The organism is Pseudomaricurvus sp., assembly GCF_965662505.1.
In the GTDB taxonomy this organism is placed as follows: Bacteria; Pseudomonadota; Gammaproteobacteria; order Pseudomonadales; family Cellvibrionaceae; genus Pseudomaricurvus.
Window position 1 is genome coordinate 1 of the sequence record NZ_CBFIHX010000088.1, and the last position, 15196, is coordinate 15196.

Consider the following 15196-nt stretch of genomic DNA (forward strand, 5'->3'; position numbering starts at 1 on the left):
GTGTGTGCACCAACCGTCTGCTGGTTCAGGACACCGTCTATGATGCGTTCGTCGAGAAGCTGCAAGCCGAGGTGGCCAAGTTCAAACTGGGTGACGGTACTGAAGAAGGCGTGACCCACGGCCCAATGGTCAATGCCACCGCCGTGAAGGATGTGGAAGCACTGGTCAATGACGCCATTGAGAAAGGCGCCAAAGCCACCATCGGCGGCAAGCCGTCGGATCTGGGCGCGTGCTACTTCGAGCCGACTATTCTGAGGGACGCCACGCAGGACATGAAAGTCTTCCGCGAAGAGATCTTCGGTCCGGTTGCTCCCGTGTTTAAGTTCTCCACCGAAGAAGAAGCGCTGGCTATGGCCAACGACACCGAATTCGGTCTGGCGGCGTACTTTTACACCAAGGATATGGGTCGTATCTTCCGCGTGGGCGAAGGCCTGGAATACGGTATCGTCGGTATCAACGAAGGGATTATCTCAAACGAGATGGCGCCGTTCGGCGGTGTGAAGGAATCCGGCAGCGGCCGTGAAGGTTCCAAGTACGGTATGGACGACTATCTGGAAATCAAATACATGTGTCTGGGCGGGATCTGATCGTTCAAAACCCGACCGCTCAAAAAACACGTCGGGGCTGATATCGCTTATCGCGATCCAGCCTCGGCGGTTTCGGTTTTACCCTACGGCTCAGCTCGTCCTGAATCCTCACCTCTCCCGGGATAAAAGTGATCGTAGCTTTCTTTACTGGCAGGATCGTCAATACACTCCAGCAAACGAATCTGTTGTTTCGCTTCCGCAACGCTGTCTTCCAGCAGTTTTAACGTCTCCTGCCTGACTTCTCCCCGCTCGGCTTCCAGTTGAATCAACTGGAACTGATTCAGTACGTTATTGACGATGTGTTGAGTGGTGGACAACAGCAGACGCACAGACAGCGCTTTTTGCCGCTCGACTTCCATCTGCTGCTGTTTCAGATCCAGCCGATGGCTCCAGTCCCGCAACAGCCAGGCGGCCAAAGTAGCCAGCAATGCGGTGACAAAAATGGTGATCGTATGGGATTCCCAGGCGGTCAACTGCCCGGCAAATATCCACTCTTTCAGCCACTCGTAAATAAACATCACCAACGCTGTCACCAAAAACACCACAATCAGTGGCCAGCGCATGATTTTCTCAATCTTTATCAAGCCGTTCCCCTCATCCACTCCATCCCCGACCAGCTTCCTTATTAGGCTTTATCAAAACCTATGTCCCTGCATTTATTATGAGCACAGGAAAGTAACAGGAAAAGCCTCAAAACGGCGCTTCTTAGATCATTTTGTAAGAGAAAGGACTCTGATGACCGTGTTTTTCGGTCAAACTCTAATGAATGCCGTTAATCCAACAAGCTCTTGTACTGCTCGGAGAAGATATCGCGACTGATAATCAGCTTCATAATCTCTGAACTGCCCGCCAGAATACGGTTGATGCGGGAGCCAGTGAACATGCGGCAAATGGGGTACTCGTTCATATAGCCCGCGCCGCCGTGTAACTGAACCCCTTCATCCATCATCCGCCACTGGATTTCGCTGGCTTGCAGTTTGGCCTTGGCGGCCATATTGGCGGTTAACTTGCCCTCGTTGTGCAAGGTGATGCAGTGGTCCACATAGACCTGCATGATGTCGATCTCGGTATCCAGCTCGGCCAGTTTGAACTGGGTGTTCTGCTTGGCCGCGAGTGGCTTGCCAAACACCTTGCGCTCCATGACAAATTCACGGGTCAGGTCAAAGGCGTGGCGGGCGCTGGCCATATAGCCGGTGGCGGCGATCAGGCGCTCTTCCGCCAGACCTTCCATCAGGTAGTAAAACCCTTTGGAGGGGTCGCCCAGCACATTTTCTTTAGGAATTTGGACGTTACTGAAGAACAGTTCGGCGGTGTCCTGAGCTTTCATCCCCATCTTGTCCAGATTGCGGCCCCGCTCGAAGCCTTCCATGCCCCGCTCCACCAGAAACAGCCCCACGCTGTAGGGGTTGTTCTCCGGATCGGTTTTTGCGGCCACCACCACCAGATCCGCATTGATGCCGTTGGAGATGTAAGTTTTGGAGCCGTTCAGGAGAAAGTGATCGCCCATGTCTTTGGCGTGGGCTCGCATACCGGATAAGTCACTGCCAGCATCCGGCTCAGTCATGGCCACGGCGAGTATAGTCTCGCCACTGACGCAACCGGGCAAAAAGCGCTGCCGCTGCTCTTCGCTGCCAAAGCGTTGCAGGTACGGCCCCACCAAACGGCTGTGCAAGGTCGAAAACCACTCGCTGGTTTCTGCTCTGGCGTTCTCTTCCATGATGATCTGCTCGTAACGGAAATCACTGTCCCCCAGACCGCCGTACTGTTCATCGGGCCAGATCATTAAAAAGCCCTGATCACCCGCTTTCTTAAAGATCTCTCGATCCACAATACCCTGCTGGCGGAAACGCTCCATGTGTGGGGCAACTTCCTGTTCGAGGAATTTGCGATAGGCCGTGCGAAACAGGTTTTGGTCGTCGGTAAAGCTGCGCATACTCATCTCTCAATGGCGTTGTTAACGTTGTTGATGGTGCTGTTATTTTTGTTTATCACTCAACTCAATCATCTGACACAGTCTAGTTGGGATATACCAAGACTTATCATATTTGGCGCAAAGAGCAACATCAACAGGCCTTAAATTGCGCCAACACCCCGTGCGAAACATCACAGTACTGGCCGACAAAGACTCAGAAATTGATCACAATTTGCCTGACGACTTCTGTTAGAATGGCAGCCTTATAATCATCAATCGCTTTCAGATCGCTCCGTTTCCTGGATACCGTCAAATGACCCAACAAGCCCACCCCAGAGCCGTTATGTTTGCTGATGTCAGCGGCAGCTCCACGCTCTACAAACTGTTGGGCAACGAGGAAGCTAAAGCCAAAATTGACCATACTCTGAGCACCATGATCGCCGAGACCGAGCGTCATCAAGGACATTTGGTGAAAACCATTGGCGACGAAATCATGGTGACGTTTGAGTGTGTTCAGCAGGCCTGCCTGTGTGCACAACAGCTGCAACGTCAATCCGGACAGGTGAACGCGCAGCTACCGGTCAGGATTGGTTTGTCCTTCGGGGAGACGCTGATCGAGGACGCAGATGTTTTCGGTGACATCGTCAACAACGCCGCCTGGCTGACACAAGTAGCCAGAGCCGGTCAGATTTTGATCTCCGAAAGCCTGTACGCCAGCCTGCCGTTTGAAATGCAGATGGACTGCCATGAGTTCGACCGGGTCGCCTTCAAAGGTGACGATGAAAAGAGTGTGATCTATCGAATGCACTGGGAATCACAAACCCAAGCGCACAACGCCACGGCGGTGATGACCATTGACGACATCACTCAAACCAACGATGTGGTGAGCATTACCCTGCAATACGGTTCCCAACGGCACTGCATCCTGCCCCAGCAAACCCCTTTTGTATTGGGCCGCGACAGCTCACGTACCAACCTGCGAATCAATCACCATCTGGCATCCCGCGAGCACTGCGAAGTAGTGTTCCGTCGAGGCAAGTTTGTCCTCATTGACCACAGCACCAATGGCACCTATGTCTCCGGGCATAATCAGGAAGAAATCTACCTGCGCCGCGAAGAGCTTCCGCTGGTCGGTGAAGGCAAGATCTCCATTGGTCAATCAATGGCGGACGGCAAAGGTGACGAGCAAATTGTCAGCTTTTCCACCAGCCGCGCTGACGTAGAGTTTGAGAGCCAAACTGCCTGACACACGTATTCATCTTTTTAAGATAATTTTGCCCTTTCAAAGTCCCTTTCAATAACCGAATGCTTCTAAGCCGCCAAGTCTGAAAATCTGGCCTTACCTGAGCTCTCCAACTCTGCGCAGCTGTTGCTCACCTGAAACCCCTTAAAAACCCAGTTTTTATGCTTTGCGCGCCACGTCAATGAGGAACAGGATGCCTGTTTGTCACGATGACGACACACTGTCTGCGTCATAATGCAATCGGCTGCTCCACAATACGATCTGTTCAGCGCCTGTTAAAAATACCAATTTCGACCATACTCTTTTTACAAGGAGTCGTTGTTATGAATGCATTGACAAGAGTACAAAAAATGCACAACTCACAGCGCGGTGGCTTCCCTAGACTGTCTCCCGGTGCACTGTCCACCGGACTGTTTATCGCAACCCTCTACTGTGCTCTTCCCGCTCAGGCCGATATGGTGGAGGCGGATCAGAATAACGACTTGTTTGTGCCGGAAAACCTCAATTACTACAATCCGCTGAAACACAGCAAAGGCCACGCTCAGAAAAAGCGTTACTCCTCGCGCTCGGTTGGCCTGAACAATACTCAGCTCGAAAAATCCGCCGAAGATATCCGCAATAATGAAATGAGCGCTCAACATCGGGCCCTCAATCACCAGTGGCTGGAACAGGAACACAACGGCGATGACCCCACCATGGGCGGCAAGGTTCTGTCGGAGCTGGTAAAAATGGGCTTCCGCACCTACTGGGACGGTGTGCGAGACAAACACTATTCCGACACCAAGATCATTCCCAACAGCAACGGTGACGGCAAAGTATCCGAAGAAGTGGAGTACAAGCTCAGGCTGTCAGACGACAAGGTCAAGCTGACGTTTGAATACGAGTTCTAAGCGCCCTCTGCCTTTCACGGTATCCTAAACACCTCTGACAGCGATCACTCTTCTAGCCACAGGCTTCTACCCAGAAACAGCACGCTTTTCAACAACACTCCCCTCCGCCCTCGCTTTTGATACAATCCTTCCCGCATTCAATCTCGCGTATTGCTAACGACACATTTATGGCTACATATTGATGACTACACACTTATGACTACACAAACTCTTCCCTCGGCCAGTCTCATCAAGCGCTTTGCCGCGATGGTTTACGATTCACTGCTGGTCATGGCGGTTGCCATGGCCTACGGTGCCGCATACGTCAGCATCAAGTACGCTGTCTTTCACACCGATTTACCCACCGGCGAACGAGCCAAGATGGGTACAGAAGGCTTTGTAGGCTTAATACTGGTAGTCGAGTGTTTTTTCTGGTTCTTCTGGTGTCGAGGCGGCCAGACATTGGGGATGCGCGCCTGGAGATTGCAACTGCGTCAGACCAACGGACAGTTTGCGTCTCTGCCTCAGGCAATGGTACGCGGACTCGTTGCGCCAATAAGCTTGGCGCTAATTGGGCTGGGGTACTGGTGGCGATTGTGGGATAAAGAAGGCCGCACCTGGCATGACATCGCCAGTCATACTCAGGTGGTGCAATTGCCTAAGAACAAAAAATCGTAACTCCGTAATTGAAACGAACAAATCGTTAATTGGCTTTCCGCAAAAGATAAATCCCGATGCCGGCACAGATCAGCAGCGGAACAAGCACCGCTAACAGAGGGGGAAAGCCAAACACCAAGCTGGACGGCCCCAGCAAGTCCTGAGACATACGGAACACAATCCCCACGATCACACCGGTAAAGATGCGGTAGCCCATGGTCACTTCACGCAGCGGCCCGAAGATAAACGACACCGCGATCAAAACCAGACTGGCGGTGGCCAGTGGTTGTAGCAACTTCTTCCAGAACGCCAGTTGATACTGATTGTTGTCGATGCCCTGCTGTTCGAGATAACTGGAATAGGAGTAGAGGTTTTGAATCGACAGTGCGTCCGGCTCCAGAACCAATACATTCAACAGCTCCGGTGACAGACTGGTGCTCCAGCGGCGCGAATGGTAAGTGTGTGTCTCAACCCCCTCATCGGAAATCAGGGATTCTTGGCCGTCCTCTTCCACCCAGTGGTCTTTTCGGAACATAGCCGTGTCGGCAAAACTCGAGGCGATTAACTTGCCATCCGCATCAAACTGATAGCGTGTCACGCCGTACAAGCGCCCATTGGGCAGTACCGCGTTGATGTGTGTGAATTCGTTGCCATCGCGATTCCACAAACCGTGACGGGACTCCAGCGCTTTTTTGTCGCCCTGCGCAATAGCCCGGCCACTTTCCGCGATCTGATCCGTTAACGGCGTAACATACTCACCCAAACCAATGCTCAAGGCGATAAACAACAACACAGGCTTCATCACTGCCCAGGTAATCTGAGCCAGAGAAACCCCCGCTGCACGCATCACCACCAGTTCGCTGGAGCCTGCCAGAATCCCCAGCCCCACCAGACAGCCCACCAGAGCCGAGAACGGAATGTTTTCGTAGATGCGCCCTGGCAGCGTGTAGCCGACGTAAATCAGCGCTTGTATAAAATCGTAGTCGCCTTCAAGTTCACCCAGTTGGTCCACCAGCGCAGCAATAGCATCCAGCGAGACAATCACCAGCAGCACCATCCCCACCGCGCCGATTACAGTGCGGGCAATGTAGTTGTTTAGCTTACGCATGACTGGCGCCTCCCTTCATACGGCGAGCCTTGAGTGTTAATCGCCAATAGGGCCAGAACAGCAGTAACAGCGCCATCAACAAGGCACCGGCGTGAACGCCCCAAATGCTCAACCAGGGAGACACATTACCGTCTTCCACCGCGCCGCGGGCGCCATTGAGAGAGACCAGATAAATAATGTACAGCAGAATGGCGGGGATCATTTGCACATAGCGTCCCTGCCGGGGGTTGGTTTTACTGAGAGGCACCGCCAGTAACGTTACTACAATCACCAATACCGGCAGAGAAAAACGCCAATGCAGCGCGGCAATGTCTTCTGTCGAGTTGGACTTCAGCAGCGTGGTGGTTGGCAGAGAGTCCGCCTTGACGTTTTCATTCTTACTGGGCTCGTCGTTTTGCAAAACCTGAAGGTAAGAATCGAATTTCACAACCTCATACTGAGCTTCACCGGGGTTGCCGCTATAACGGTAGCCGTCATTTAATTTGAGGTAGCGCTGTCCGGTTTCCGGATCGGTCACCTGCTCACCGGTTTTCGCCGTCAGTATCGCCAGACCAGAACTGGAATCAGAGCTGGAAGCTTGCCCTGACTCTTTAGGTGAACTGCCCATCTCGGCCATAAAGACTTTCTGCATTTCCTGATGATCATTCACCAATCGTTCTGCGTAGGTGACGCTATTGCCGCTGCTGGTAGTCTGAAAGCGCGCCGGAGACATCATCTCCAATTCGCTGCGCTGCTTTTGGTTATCCAGAATGGCCGTGGCCTTGGCAATGCCAGCCGGGCTGATCCAGAGACTGAGCACAGCGACGAAGATAGCAACAAGCCCCGCAGGTAACATGCTGTAGGTGACCAGGCGTCGCTGGCTCATCCCGCAGGCGGACAGAACCGTCATCTCGCTGTCCATGTACATTCGGCCATAGGCCAACAGGAAGGCGATGAACAACCCCAGTGGCAAAATCAATTCCAGAAAGCCCGGCAGACGGAAACCCATAATGGCAAACAGCACATCCGGATCGAGTTTGCCAGCGGCAGCCTCAGCCAGATATTTTACAAAACGGCCGCTCATGATGATCAGCAGCAAGACGCCGCTGACCGCAACCATACTCACCATGACTTCACGAGCCAGATAACGAAAAATAATCAAAAGTAAGACCTGCCTGTCGCCTGCTGTGTACACCCTTGTCATGACTGACACCAATCACGACTAAAGGTTTTGCTCGAAACCTTACATAGCGTACACTAATTTGTTATTGCCTATGTCAGTAACTGCCGGGCATTATCCCGTAAACCAACTTTTTTGTCTTGGGGAAGGACCATGGAATTTCAGGCTAAAACCAGCTCACCACTCACACAGCGCACCGCATGTCTGGTGTTGCCAATCTACGATAACAGCAAACTGTCCGGCGTGACCGCTGAGCTGAACGATGCCTGTGACGGCATGATCGCCAAACTGGTCAAACAGGGTGACATCAAAGGCAGTGTCGGAGCCACCCGCACCCTGCACGGTCTCACTGGCTGCAAAGCGGATCGTGTCATTTTGCTGGGGCTGGGTAAACAGAACGAAGCACTGACTGCTGAAAAATTCGACAAAGCGATCAAGAAGGCTGCCGCGGCCATCAAAGCCACGCCCGCCAAAGACGCTACCGTGTGTCTGGACGATGTAACCGTTGCCGATCGCGACGACGCCTGGAAAGCCCATCAGACCGCCAAGCACTTCACCGATGCGACCTATCAATTTACTCAGCTGAAGAGTAAAAAAGCACCAGTCATTAACCTCAAGAAACTCCATTACGCCATTGCCGACAAAAAGCTGCAAAAAGCGGTCTCCGCGGCACTTACCCGCGGCAACGCCACAGCCATAGGTATGGCGCTGTGCAAAGATCTGGGCAACTTGCCCGGCAACGTCTGCACCCCAACTTATCTGGCTGACGAAGCCAAGAAGATGGCTCGCGGCAACACCAAACTGACCGCCAAAGCCCTGAACGAAAAACAAATGCGCGATCTCAAAATGGGATCACTGCTGTCTGTATCCGCTGGCAGCGAGCAGGAAGCGCGCCTGATTGTTCTGGATTACAAAGGTGGCAAAAAGAGCGACAAGCCCATTGTACTGGTCGGCAAGGGCATTACCTTCGACACCGGCGGCATCAGTCTGAAACCCGGTGCTGGCATGGACGAGATGAAGTTTGATATGTGTGGCGCTGCCAGCGTGCTGGGCACCATGAAAGCCATCACCGAGATGAATCTGCCATTAAATGTGGTTGCGGTTGTTGCCGCAGCTGAGAACATGCCTGGCAGCCGCGCCACCAAGCCCGGCGATATTGTGACCTCCATGTCCGGCCAGACCATCGAAATTCTTAACACCGACGCTGAAGGCCGTCTGGTGCTGTGTGATGCCCTGACTTACGCCGAGCGCTTCAAACCAAAAGCTGTAGTGGATGTGGCCACTCTCACCGGCGCCTGCGTGGTGGCACTGGGCAAACACGCCAGCGGACTCTACAGCAACAACGACGACCTGGCCGAGCAATTGCTCCAGGCCGGTCAGCGAGCGGGTGACAAGGCCTGGCACATGCCGCTGTGGGATGAGTATCAGCAGCAGCTGGACAGTAATTTCGCCGACATTGCCAATATTGGCGGCCCCGGCGGCGGCAGCATTACCGCGGCCTGCTTCCTGTCCCGTTTCACCAAGGCTTACGACTGGGCCCACCTGGACATCGCCGGTACTGCCTGGAACAGTGGTGCAGCCAAAGGAGCAACCGGGCGTCCGGTCTCTCTGCTGGTTGAATTCCTGCAACAACATGCCTCTTAACGCATGACCCAGATTGATTTTTACGTCCTGCCAGCACCCGCCGTTGAACAACGGCTGGTGTTTGCCTGCCGTCTGGCTCAGAAAGCGTTTCAGTCCGGCTCAAAGGTGTATATCGCGGTCAACAACGCCGAGGATGCCGCCGAGCTGGATCAGCGACTGTGGAACTTCCGCCCGGAGAGCTTTCTGCCACACGATTGCGAAGGCGAAAGCAGCCTGCAATCCGCTGTGGCTGTCGGTTTTGGTGACAGTTGCGGAGACCACCACGACCTGCTGATCAACCTGAAAGATTCCATTCCGGACTATTTCAGCCGTTTTCAGCGCCTCGCTGAAGTGGTCTGTCAGGATGAACAGGTGCTGGCTTCCACCCGCGAACACTACGGTTTTTACCGCCATCGAGGCTACCCGATTAAATCCCACAATTTGTCCCAGACCTAGCCCAGCTGATTCATACTGTTCAGGCTGATTTGTATCAGTATTGGCATCAGTTAACACTTCGCTGTGACGCATATGTTGGCGATAATATAAACAGTGTTAACATGGGTGCCACAACGGCATGCTATAACTGTATTGATTACCCCGTATCAGTCATTAACCACTCGTCACTCCGGTGACAAAGCCAAAAGCGTCAAGGTCGATGAGCGAAGAAAAAAAAGAAGCCCAAAAAGCCCTGCTGGGCGAACTGGAATCCATCAAAAGCCTCCTGTCAGAAGATGAATGGGATGATATTCCACTTCTGAACGACCCTCTGCCCCCCTCGGACGCAGACAACACTGCCGATGACCCAGACAGCTCATATCCACAGAACAACTCGTCTCAAAACGAAGCGACATCACCTGAAACGACTTCACCAGCCACGCCCATATCCTCAAGAGAAACCTCGGACATCGACGCAGCCGTCGATAAGCTGAATTTCGACCTCAACCTGGAATCTGAAGAAGACTATCCAGAGAGCTCTGAAGAGGGCTATATCGAGAACTCTGAAGAAGGCTATCTCGAGAGCTCTGAAGAAGACTATCCAGAGAGCACTGAAGAAGACTATCCAGAGAACGAAGCTGCAGATTTCGATGACGATAACTTTTATGAGGGTGACGATGCTGAAGAAACCTACGAGACGAAAAACAGTTACGAAGCCGAAGAAGACAACTCCGCGTTAAACTCCGACGAGCCTGAAATATTCGCCGAAGATGAGCTGTTCGATGAAGATGAGCTGTTCGATGAAGTGCCGGTACTGGACGAAGTCTACGTCCCGGAAGACAGTTCCAGTGAGCCCGAGGTTCCCGACGAACCTGAAACGGAGTTCGCCGTCGAAGACAGTCTGCCAGACGACTCCGCACTGGAAAATGGCACTGAAGTGCCTGACCTTGCAGCTCAGTCAGACAGTGAGGAAACAACAGCCAGTGCAGATCCCATCAATAACTCCGCTGAAGAATCCAATTCGGATGAAGAAACTCACTCAGATTGGGTAGAACCGCCGGCGGGTGCATCACCTGCTGCTGAAGCACCGTCCTTAACCGCAGGGGAAACTCCAGCTCAGGACGAACCCGCCCTGCCAACGGGCGTGCTGCCGGGGCAACGCAGTCTGTTCGACAACAAAGTCAGTAGCTCGGCAAAGAAGACAGACCAATCAGACAAAACCAGCAATCGTCCGGCACGCCCAGCGGTAGAACGTCGTGGCGAAAACCCTTTCCTGCCGGCACACATTCGCGAGCGACTCCATACACACAAGCCATTGCTGGACATCATCAAAGAGTCACCCCTGCCCACGGTGCAAACTCCAGCCCGTCCGGCACGATACACCGCGGAACACGCTAAAGCGGACAGCCTTAAAGAGAGCTTGCCTCCCGTATTACCACCGGAGAAATTGCATCACTTGGTAGAGGGCATCATTGCGGTGTATATGCCAAAGATTGAAGCAGAACTGAGAAAGCAGCTTCTGGAAACGCTGCAGGGCGAGGAAAAGTCGGACAAGGAATAGATTGTGTCGCACAGTCTGAGCAAGAGCATTTTGTCGGCATTAGACTCAGACACTACAGAAATAAAATCAGATGCAACAACACCAAAAAAGGCCGCTATGCGGCCTTTTTATTTCATCTAACCTGACTGTAATCCCTGAATTAAGAAGCCTCTTCAGCAGTGGTATACAAGGGCTTGCTCAACTCGGCCCAGTCAATATCGGCATCGTCCGGCAGGTTTTCAAATTCCAGAATACCCAGTTCTTCAAACTTTGGACGTATGTTATCGGTCAACAAACCAATACGACGCAGGTTCGGGATCACGCGCTGAAACAGCAACTTGCGGAAGTGTTCCATGCCACCGCCGGCCAGGAACACCACTCTGGCTTCCTCTTCGTCCCAGCCGAAATGACGAAACACTGCGGTAGGCACCAAACGCTCACGACTGACCAGACAAGCCTGATACGCAAACTCAGCCCGCTCTTCCCGCTCCTCATCTGTCAGCGACTTAACATACTCCGCCAAATAATGAATACCAAACGCCACATGACGCGCTTCGTCCCGAATGATCAATTCCAGCATGTCTTTCTTAAAGCCGTTTGGATCCACATATTCTTTGGTGGTGTTAAAAGCTGCCAAGGCCAAGCCTTCGATAATGACCTGCATTCCGATAAATTTCAGATCCCAACGCTCATCACTGAGAATTTTATCGATGATGTTTTTCAGAGCGCCATCAATTGGGTACATGATGCCGGCTTTCTTCTGCAAGAAGCGATTAAACGTTTCAACGTGACGAGCCTCGTCAAAGGTCTGCGACGCGGCATAGAGTTTGGCATTGTAGGTTGGCGCACAAGACACCAACTGAGAGGCCACCAGCAGAGCGCCCTGCTCACCGTGTAAGAACTGTGAATCAGTCCAGGCTTCTGAATGTCGTAGAAACTCTTCTCGTTTTTCCTGACTCATGTCCAGAAACGGCTTGTACTCAGAGAAGCCACTCATAAACACTCGGACTTCGTAGGGGGCACTGCCAATCGGTTTATCCCAGTCGAGATCCAGGTCTGCGTTCCAGTTGAGTTCTTTACCAAGATCGTAGAGCTTTTTGATGCGATCTTCGTTGATGTGGTAGTCCCAGTTAAAACTGCCTGTCAGTGGCGTTTTAAAAATTTCCGCAACTTCGTTGACCGCGGTTTCATCAAGGTCGACATCGGTGTGATCGACTTCAATTTTTTGCGCTTCTTCAAAAAAACGGATCTGGTTTGGCGTATGCTCTACAAACGTGGCACTCATTCAGTCTCTCCCTGGGTTTATTATGCGTATGCCTCAAGTTTTGCTTGCAACCGGACGTTACACAAGGTTATCTTGAGCCATGTTGGAAGTCATTTCAGGCCACCGTCACTGGAGCCTTGAGTCATTCAACGAAATTTGCCCTATAAAATCAAATAAATACTCGAATTCTAATAAATACGTCAGAGCCTAAGAAAACGTCTGCACCTCAAGCAGGAGCAAATAATGAAAGAACGGGATCTACCCATCAGCTACGCGGCAATACTTGTGGATGTTGCCTGTGAACTGGGCGCATCGCGCCAGGAACTTCTACACACCGCGGGGTTAACCGAACAGGAGCTGCAAAACCCAAATGCACGCTACCCCGAGGAACAATTTCGTCAGTTGCTGCAGGCCGGTATTAAAGCAACCGGCAAGCAATCACTGGCGCTGAGATTTGGTCAGCGACTCACTCTCACCTCCCACGGTGTTTTCGGGTATGCGGTGATGAGCTGTCGCAATATTCATCAAGTCATCGACATCCTTACCAAGTATTACCGGCTGTTACTCAACAATGCCTCGCTGACCGCAAAAAACGAAGGTGACCGTGTCTATATCGAGTTCCAGCCGACCCGCGATCAACTGCTGGATCGCCAGCAAGATACCGAGCTGTTCATTGCCGGTTTACTCAGTGCCATCAAACACCTGCTGCACACCGACCACATCAATGCAGAAATTGAGTTGAGTTATCCGGCACCAGCTTACGCGGAGGATTACCGTGAAATTCTCGACTGCCCAGTGTCATTTAACCAAAAGAGCAGCAAGGTTTTCTTCCCGGCCAGTTTGATGCAGGAAAAGCCCGAATACGCCGATCCGGTGATGCTCAAACTTTACGAGCAACAATGTGAAGAGCTGCTGTCACGCATGAAAAGCAGTGATGGTTTGAGGGTGAAAGTGCGGGAATATCTGGTGGCTGCACAGCAACAGTTCCCAAGCCTGGAACAGGCAGCACAGCATTTTCACATGAGCCCGCGAACATTTCGTCGTCGACTGAGTGATGAAGACGTTTCTTTTCAGAAGATTTTGGATGAGGTGAGATTGGAACTGGCGGAAACCTATCTGCGAAACCCGGCACTTTCTGTCAATCACACGGCAGACTTACTGGGCTTTCACGATGTCTCCAACTTCCGTCGCGCTTTTATTCGCTGGAGCGACGGAACCTCACCGTCGGCATTCAGAAAGCAGCACGTCCAGTACTGACTGGACATGCTGCTAGCCGTTCGAGATCAGTGATCGGCAAGAGTGCGTTGATGTTCTTGTTGATCACGTTGCGCCTGGAATTGATGCAACCCCGCTTCCACGGCATCCCACGACACCAATTTGAAGTTTTGACGCGCCGCTGGCATCCGATTTCGGCCATCCTGAACCACCAGCAATCCCTTATCAAAAGCACCGCCAAGATCAGCACTGGTCACAGCCAGACCATCGGTTTCTGAACTGCCGTCAATACCCAACTCCGCATTGGCTTTGATCCGGAAACGTCCAATATAGTCATTGGTTTTACGGTCGTACAACACATAAGCGTTATCACCCTGACTGGACACCACCACATAACCCTGACCGTCTGCACCGGTATAAAGACTGATGCCTTCCACATCAGCGACTAAGTGGCCATTGGCGGTTTCGTCCATCAGTTTCAGCTCAGCAGTACCTTCCGCTTCCAAATCCAGAGTCCAGATACCGTGGTCCTCTTCACCGGCGTAGAGGCGACCGGTTTCATCATCTGCCACACACCCTTCCGGCTGGCCGTTTAGAGTAAACTCACGCACTTTTTCCCCATGAACGGTGTCACCTTCGGCAACCAGACGCCACTGCTGATACAACCCGTCTTTGTTATTGGCGAAAGCATAAGTTTGTCCGGTTTTACGGGATGTGTACAAACACCCACCATAGGGGTGGCCCAGACTACCGTCCATGATATCTCCGGCCACAAAGGTAAGCTCACCCGTTTGTTGATCGATGGCGAAAACATCCAGGTTTTCTGTGCTGCGATTGGTTGCTACCGCGAGGTCAACCGGTCGGGTTTCACCATCCACCTGCAAATCAAAGTTATAGCGGACATCCACGTTGTTGACGTTCCCTCTGGGCAAGAACTGTTGCTTTTCCCCTTTCAGGTTATATGTCCAAAGCCCTTGTTTCTTATCTGTCGCAACAATCAAACTGCGACTGGCGTCCTGGCTGTTTACCCAAACTTCAGGATCGTCGGCCGCATCGCCATAACTGTCAACAACATCCGTCTGAACCACTGGCAATACGTTGTAGGTATCACCGCCTTTGGTCTCACGTTCGGTCAGAGTTGCCAGACTGTCACTGTTGCCCGAGAGCATCTGCTTGCCTTCATCGGTCATCGCCCACCAGTGCCACTGACCGTTTTCATTATTCAGAACAGCCACACTGGTTACGTCCTCATTAGCATCGGCCATCAGGTTTGCCGACGACAGAAGACTACCTTCCGGTGAATACAACACAACTTGTACAGGATCGGGGGTGGTCGCAAGAATAGAACCGGAAGCAGGCAAAACCTGAAGACTGGTCGGGGCCTGATCAAGACTCCCCGCAGGCGATACCGCCGCCAGCAAACGTCGCTCCTCGTCTTTTTCTTCATCGCTGTTCAGTGACAACAAACCCACATCGCTCTGGGACCAGTATAGTTTTTCACCTTGATCATCCACGCTACACGCGACAACTCCCTCACCCAACGCCACTTCTCTGACGGTGGTGGATGTGATTTCGTTGTCTGAA

The 15196-nt window shown here is 52.3% G+C and carries 14 protein-coding genes; 8 read left to right on the forward strand and 6 right to left on the reverse strand.

The annotated features are described in order from the left end of the window. The coding region (locus ACTG33_RS12170; protein ID WP_439135492.1) for an aldehyde dehydrogenase family protein at positions 1 to 587 on the forward strand (587 nt) is incomplete at its 5' end. Positions 588 to 670: 83 nt separating this feature from the next. Here ACTG33_RS12170 and ACTG33_RS12175 read toward each other — a convergent pair. Together ACTG33_RS12175 and ACTG33_RS12180 are read right to left on the reverse strand one after the other, a co-directional pair. After that, positions 671 to 1171: a hypothetical protein gene (locus ACTG33_RS12175; RefSeq protein WP_439135493.1), complete on the reverse strand. Its 501-nt coding sequence runs from the start codon at positions 1169 to 1171 to the stop codon at positions 671 to 673. 188 nt (positions 1172 to 1359) lie between these two features. Beyond that, entirely contained in the window at positions 1360 to 2526 is a 1167-nt protein-coding gene (locus tag ACTG33_RS12180; protein ID WP_439135494.1) for an acyl-CoA dehydrogenase family protein, read from the reverse strand. Between the two features lie 286 nt (positions 2527 to 2812). On the opposite strand from ACTG33_RS12180, the gene ACTG33_RS12185 reads away from it, so the two are divergent. The 3 genes from ACTG33_RS12185 to ACTG33_RS12195 all read left to right on the forward strand — a co-directional run bounded on the left by ACTG33_RS12185 (position 2813) and on the right by ACTG33_RS12195 (position 5289). Then, positions 2813 to 3745: an adenylate/guanylate cyclase domain-containing protein gene (locus tag ACTG33_RS12185; protein WP_439135495.1), complete on the forward strand. Its 933-nt coding sequence runs from the start codon at positions 2813 to 2815 to the stop codon at positions 3743 to 3745. Between the two features lie 320 nt (positions 3746 to 4065). Next, on the forward strand, positions 4066 to 4632 hold the full coding sequence (locus tag ACTG33_RS12190; RefSeq protein WP_439135496.1) for a hypothetical protein: 567 nt from the start codon (positions 4066 to 4068) through the stop codon (positions 4630 to 4632). A 195-nt stretch (positions 4633 to 4827) separates the two neighbouring features. After that, positions 4828 to 5289, forward strand: coding sequence for an RDD family protein (locus tag ACTG33_RS12195; RefSeq protein WP_439135497.1), 462 nt, complete (start codon positions 4828 to 4830; stop codon positions 5287 to 5289). Positions 5290 to 5314: 25 nt separating this feature from the next. On the opposite strand, the gene lptG is transcribed toward ACTG33_RS12195, so the two are convergent. Next, positions 5315 to 6376: an LPS export ABC transporter permease LptG gene (lptG, locus tag ACTG33_RS12200; protein WP_439135498.1), complete on the reverse strand. Its 1062-nt coding sequence runs from the start codon at positions 6374 to 6376 to the stop codon at positions 5315 to 5317. Then, on the reverse strand, positions 6369 to 7517 hold the full coding sequence (gene lptF, locus ACTG33_RS12205; protein ID WP_439135499.1) for an LPS export ABC transporter permease LptF: 1149 nt from the start codon (positions 7515 to 7517) through the stop codon (positions 6369 to 6371). The genes lptG and lptF overlap by 8 nt, the downstream gene beginning before the upstream one ends. 171 nt (positions 7518 to 7688) lie before the next feature. Between lptF and ACTG33_RS12210 the strand changes: the two genes are divergently transcribed. The 3 genes from ACTG33_RS12210 (at position 7689) to ACTG33_RS12220 (ending at position 11154) form a co-directional block, all read left to right on the forward strand. Next, the gene (locus ACTG33_RS12210; RefSeq protein ID WP_439135500.1) at positions 7689 to 9179 is read left to right on the forward strand and encodes a leucyl aminopeptidase; all 1491 of its coding nucleotides are present in this window, start codon (positions 7689 to 7691) and stop codon (positions 9177 to 9179) included. 3 nt (positions 9180 to 9182) lie between these two features. Next, entirely contained in the window at positions 9183 to 9614 is a 432-nt protein-coding gene (locus ACTG33_RS12215) for a DNA polymerase III subunit chi (protein WP_439135501.1), read from the forward strand. A gap of 199 nt (positions 9615 to 9813) precedes the next feature. Beyond that, positions 9814 to 11154: a hypothetical protein gene (locus ACTG33_RS12220; protein ID WP_439135502.1), complete on the forward strand. Its 1341-nt coding sequence runs from the start codon at positions 9814 to 9816 to the stop codon at positions 11152 to 11154. A 139-nt stretch (positions 11155 to 11293) separates the two neighbouring features. On the opposite strand, the gene ACTG33_RS12225 is transcribed toward ACTG33_RS12220, so the two are convergent. After that, positions 11294 to 12418, reverse strand: coding sequence for a ferritin-like domain-containing protein (locus ACTG33_RS12225; RefSeq protein ID WP_439135503.1), 1125 nt, complete (start codon positions 12416 to 12418; stop codon positions 11294 to 11296). Positions 12419 to 12640: 222 nt separating this feature from the next. Here ACTG33_RS12225 and ACTG33_RS12230 point away from each other — a divergent pair, with 222 nt between their 5' ends. Continuing rightward, positions 12641 to 13654 carry an AraC family transcriptional regulator gene (locus tag ACTG33_RS12230; protein ID WP_439135504.1) on the forward strand — a complete coding sequence of 338 codons (1014 nt, stop codon included), beginning with the start codon at positions 12641 to 12643 and terminating at the stop codon, positions 13652 to 13654. 26 nt (positions 13655 to 13680) lie between these two features. Here ACTG33_RS12230 and ACTG33_RS12235 read toward each other — a convergent pair. Continuing rightward, positions 13681 to 15196, reverse strand: a 1516-nt coding sequence (locus tag ACTG33_RS12235; RefSeq protein ID WP_439135505.1) for a phytase, incomplete at its 5' end; no start/stop codon positions are given.

Bases quoted from the DNA above. Each gene is read 5' to 3' on its own strand.
- ACTG33_RS12220 (WP_439135502.1), top strand. From the start codon at position 9,814: ATGAGCGAAGAAAAAAAAGAAGCCCAAAAAGCCCTGCTGGGCGAACTG.
- ACTG33_RS12185 (WP_439135495.1), top strand. From the start codon at position 2,813: ATGACCCAACAAGCCCACCCCAGAGCCGTTATGTTTGCTGATGTCAGC.
- ACTG33_RS12225 (WP_439135503.1), bottom strand. From the start codon at position 12,418: ATGAGTGCCACGTTTGTAGAGCATACGCCAAACCAGATCCGTTTTTTT.
- ACTG33_RS12195 (WP_439135497.1), top strand. From the start codon at position 4,828: ATGACTACACAAACTCTTCCCTCGGCCAGTCTCATCAAGCGCTTTGCC.
- ACTG33_RS12210 (WP_439135500.1), top strand. From the start codon at position 7,689: ATGGAATTTCAGGCTAAAACCAGCTCACCACTCACACAGCGCACCGCA.
- lptG (WP_439135498.1), bottom strand. From the start codon at position 6,376: ATGCGTAAGCTAAACAACTACATTGCCCGCACTGTAATCGGCGCGGTG.
- ACTG33_RS12190 (WP_439135496.1), top strand. From the start codon at position 4,066: ATGAATGCATTGACAAGAGTACAAAAAATGCACAACTCACAGCGCGGT.
- ACTG33_RS12230 (WP_439135504.1), top strand. From the start codon at position 12,641: ATGAAAGAACGGGATCTACCCATCAGCTACGCGGCAATACTTGTGGAT.
- ACTG33_RS12180 (WP_439135494.1), bottom strand. From the start codon at position 2,526: ATGAGTATGCGCAGCTTTACCGACGACCAAAACCTGTTTCGCACGGCC.
- ACTG33_RS12215 (WP_439135501.1), top strand. From the start codon at position 9,183: ATGACCCAGATTGATTTTTACGTCCTGCCAGCACCCGCCGTTGAACAA.